The sequence below is a fragment of the Caballeronia calidae genome (genome assembly GCF_900044055.2).
Lineage (GTDB): Bacteria > Pseudomonadota > Gammaproteobacteria > Burkholderiales > Burkholderiaceae > Caballeronia > Caballeronia calidae.
On sequence record NZ_FCOX02000185.1, the window covers coordinates 1 to 3931 of the forward strand.

At 54.6% G+C, this 3931-nt stretch carries 2 protein-coding genes and 2 pseudogenes; 1 reads left to right on the forward strand and 3 read right to left on the reverse strand.

All coding sequences use genetic code 11. The annotated features are described in order from the left end of the window. Positions 1 to 429: 429 nt before the first annotated feature. Positions 430 to 894 (forward strand): winged helix-turn-helix domain-containing protein, encoded by a 465-nt coding sequence (locus tag AWB78_RS44810; protein WP_157697872.1) that lies wholly within the window; start codon positions 430 to 432, stop codon positions 892 to 894. Positions 895 to 1360: 466 nt separating this feature from the next. Here AWB78_RS44810 and AWB78_RS50225 read toward each other — a convergent pair. The 3 genes and pseudogenes from AWB78_RS50225 to ltrA all read right to left on the reverse strand — a co-directional run. Continuing rightward, positions 1361 to 1874, reverse strand: a pseudogene (locus AWB78_RS50225) (IS1634 family transposase); the annotation flags it as partial. A 347-nt stretch (positions 1875 to 2221) separates the two neighbouring features. Next, a pseudogene (locus tag AWB78_RS50230) lies at positions 2222 to 2344 on the reverse strand (IS5/IS1182 family transposase); the annotation flags it as partial. Between the two features lie 151 nt (positions 2345 to 2495). Further along, positions 2496 to 3931, reverse strand: a 1436-nt coding sequence (gene ltrA, locus AWB78_RS41650; RefSeq protein WP_232478116.1) for a group II intron reverse transcriptase/maturase, incomplete at its 5' end; no start/stop codon positions are given.

The window sequence follows — 3931 nt, forward strand, 5'->3', positions numbered from 1 at the left end:
ATTGCGCCAAAACCAATTTCTTCGCGAAATTCATCACCGAAAGGCAGGACCCTGACACCTTCGAGATGTTCCGACTGGCCGCATAACCCCAAGACTGTGCCGAACTCGGCACTCAGAAGTACTATAGTGAGCGGACGCTTTCTCGAATTGCGAATTAGCCTCGACCCGAGAGATATAGACAAATGTCCATCTTTTCGCTCAACACACTCGACATTCTTTAGTCTAACTTTCACAAAACAGGCCGATCGACTATTCCCATTGCTCTTTCTGATACGCCTCGATCAGCTATCATAGCCCTAAGCGCCATGTTGAAAATGATCCAGGTAACGAGTGGGTCGCAACCGTATATCTGGTTCCGCGAAAACGCGGACCGGCGCGAGTTTCATTCATAACAGATTGCTGCTGTTTGTCTATATGCACGGGGTTATCATGGAACAACTGCAAGCCTTTGATACTAGCAGGCCAGGCGAACGCTTCCTCCTTAGAGGAAGCTATATTATTAATCAAAACATTATATTCTCCAAAGAAGCCGATTCGCTAACTTCCATTGTGACTCGTGAGTGTACTCGTCTTAGCCCAATTGCGTGCAGGGCACTCATTGCCTTCGCCTCACGGCCGTTCGAGGTTATCAAACGTGACGATCTTTTGCGTGCACTGTGGTACGATCACGGCTTCGTGGTAACGGGTAACAGCCTCAATCAGACGGTCTGCAAGCTTCGCGAGAACTTCAGATCAATCAGTCAAGGACACGATTTAATTAAAACGATTCCTCGAATCGGCTACAGCTTCGTCGCTTCAGTGCAAGTTGACCGTCGATCGGTCGAAGAAATACTGGCCAAAGGCACTCGCAACGAAGTGCCCACCGACGGAATGCCACTATCGACTTCTGCGTGAGAACCTTCGATTCGAAATAGGTCGCCAATTTTCGTCCCTCCCTAAGAAGCAAACGACACAGTTTCTGTTTTTAGGGGGGGCGATGCTATCTCTGCCAGATCGCACTTGTGACGAGTCGCAACTCTGCATTCAATTCGTGATAGTCTCACCGTTGAGTTGGTGTCAATGCCAGACCGGCGTTTCGATTTCAATAGAAATTAAAACGCTGGTCGCTAGGGACGGAATGGATGGATATCAGAAATCGACAGGCCTCTTCGTGAACGAGTATTCGCCGGGGTGGTCTCGATGATTTCCCCTTGCGGACTCGATTTGGATTGTTGCGCTCGCCATCGCGGCTATAACCGTGAGCGGTTCGCACGCGCAGCGTACGGTCAGTCAGGTTGATTGCACTGTCCGTGTCGACCACGGCTGCTGCATGCGACGGAACATCCGGTTCTGGCTATTCGAACCCAAAGTGACCGCCTCACCCGAATGCGCCGAGCGCGCACGTGAGGTCATAGAGCACCAGTGCTGCCGTTCAGATGCCGCTTAGCAAGTCGCTTCTCGAGGCCTTCCTGCGGTTCGCTGAGCCAATCGAGCGCAACATAAAGCTGTTCGACTTCGATATCGTCCATCTTCAGCAGTCGCGACAGTGAGTTGGTCGCGATCTGTTCGCACAACGTGCGATGGGTGGCATGCTTGGATGAAGGCAAAACCACCCTCGCCACCAGAATTGCCATCACCACCGAACGTAGTGCAGTAGGCGGAGCCGCAAAGCACTGCTCAGCGCCGCAAGGCGCGTGCCGCGCCGAGCACGGCGTCCACGTATCCGTGTGGCAGGCCGCGCTCCATCGCGAAAACTCCTCGGCGGAGGCCACCGTGACGCCGCCGCGTAACAGAACCTTCAGGCCTTCGCTAACTTCGGCGTGCCGCGTTGAGAGGTTGGCGAGGGTCCGCTTCTTAACCGTGCTGAATTAGCGATAAGACTCGCACAGTAGCACGGCCGGAGGGGAGGGCTGCCGATACCTCGCGCCCGTTCACAGCTGGCTTGCATCGCGGGCGATCCGCTTTGACTGCAAATCGACGACGACACAATATCCATTCACGTTACGGGGTTGGTGCCACCCACTTACTGAGCTTGCTGGTCGTCGTCGCTAAGTTTTACGTCAAACTGCATGAAGTAAGTGGTTGGCATCTTTAATCTTTAGCAAGCCGTTGAAATATCTGTCGTTGGCGCGCTAAGACGCGTTGCGACGAATGCTGAACTCGCACTTCTGAGACGCGCAAAAACCTTTGTGAGCGTTCGAGGCTGCTCGTGAGTTCACCGAACCGACGCTATCCAATCCGTTTTCGTTTTTTGCTGGCTCACCGCGTAGCCCGGCCAACGTGTAGTTCGCTCATCAATCGCTGAGCCCCCTGAGCGCCCTTCGAGTTGCGCCACATGAGGCGTTACGCGATTGGAGCGACAACTGGTGTAGATTGTCAATTACGATGGCCGCCCGGGGCCGAGTGGCCCGAGGGAACTGCCCCTCAGGACCGGGTGACCGGAGGCAGTCACCCGCCCCCGGTTCCCACAGAACGTAGCGTGCGGATTTCCCGCACTACGCTCTTCAGCAGTTGATTCACAGCACCGCGATAGCTTGCAGCGCCCGGTAGGGAAGATGCAGCTTTGGTCGCATTAATGGAAACCGCTTCTTGATCTCCTGGAATGCCTCCCAGGTAATGCCGCCTGAACGACTCCGGCTGCTCAGCATTTTGCGCCAGTAACGCTCCACCGCTCTATGTACTGTCTGCAACGCCCGGAAGTTCCCGGCAATGCCATAGTAAGCATAGTGGCCACGTAGTACCCGATTGAGCTTTTCAGCTTGCTCCCGAATCGATAGATGCCGAACTTGACGCATCAGGTCTTGCAAGCTAGCCAGACTACGCCGGAGTCGAGACTTTTCCGTGCGCATCCCTATCTTGAAATTGCCTTTCAGGTTGCACGTGCAGTACAGGGTGAAGCCCAGAAAGTAAATCGTCTCTGGACGCCGCTTCCCATGATGGCTTGCGTACCGTTGGGCAAAACGACCAAACGCAACGAGCTTGGTTTTCGTCGGTTCGAGCGCCAGACCAAATTTCTCCAACCGTTTGCGCAAGGCATCCTGAACACGAAGGGCATCGGACTGATTTTGGAAACACATCACAAAATCGTCGATATAGCGCACCAGATAAGCCTCGCCCTGCAGGTGACGCTTGACCACGCGTTCAAACCACAGGTCAAGTACGTAATGCAGATACACGTTGCTTAAAAGCACACTAATCGAACCGCCTTGTGGGGTCCCCTCTTCGTTTTGATGCACCTTCCCATCTTCCAGAATGCCTGCTTTCAGCCAGCGCCGGATCAGACTGATCAAGCGCGGATCCCCGACTCGGTGCTCAACAAACCGGAGTATCCATGAATGATCCAGACTCCCGAAGAAATTCTTCAAATCCGCCTCCATCACCCAACTAACCTTGCCGCCGGCAATCACTTCATTGAGAGTTGCCAGTGCCTTGTGAGCGCTCCGCTCCGGTCGCCCGCCAAATGAACAAGGCAGAAAGTCCTGTTCATAGATGGCCGACAGTACTTCGGCGGTGCTTCGCTGAAGCGCCCGGTCAGCGACAGTCGGCACACCCAACGGGCGCATCTCCTGCTTGCCGGGCTTGGGGATATACACGCGCCGGATATTGGGCGCCTGATATCCCCGGCGGTGGACGGATTGAAGCATCGGCTCAATCCAGTCATCAAAGCTCTCCTTCGCCTCCGCTACCGTCTGGCCATCCACGCCTGCGGCCGAGTGGTTCGGAATCTTCCACAGATTCGTCCACACCCGGTCCTGCGTGATGTAGTGGGCCAGCGAGGTAAAACGAAGGGCTGGTTCACACCGAGCCTTTGCTGCTATTCGTTCGAGTCCCGTTTCCATGGCGGGTGATTCTTCTCTTTGCATAAAAGACCTTAGCTCCCTTTGTATGGAGTCCATGTTGCCCACGAACGATTCAACTGCTGCTGGCCGCTTCCCCATGTAGCCGGTTCTCC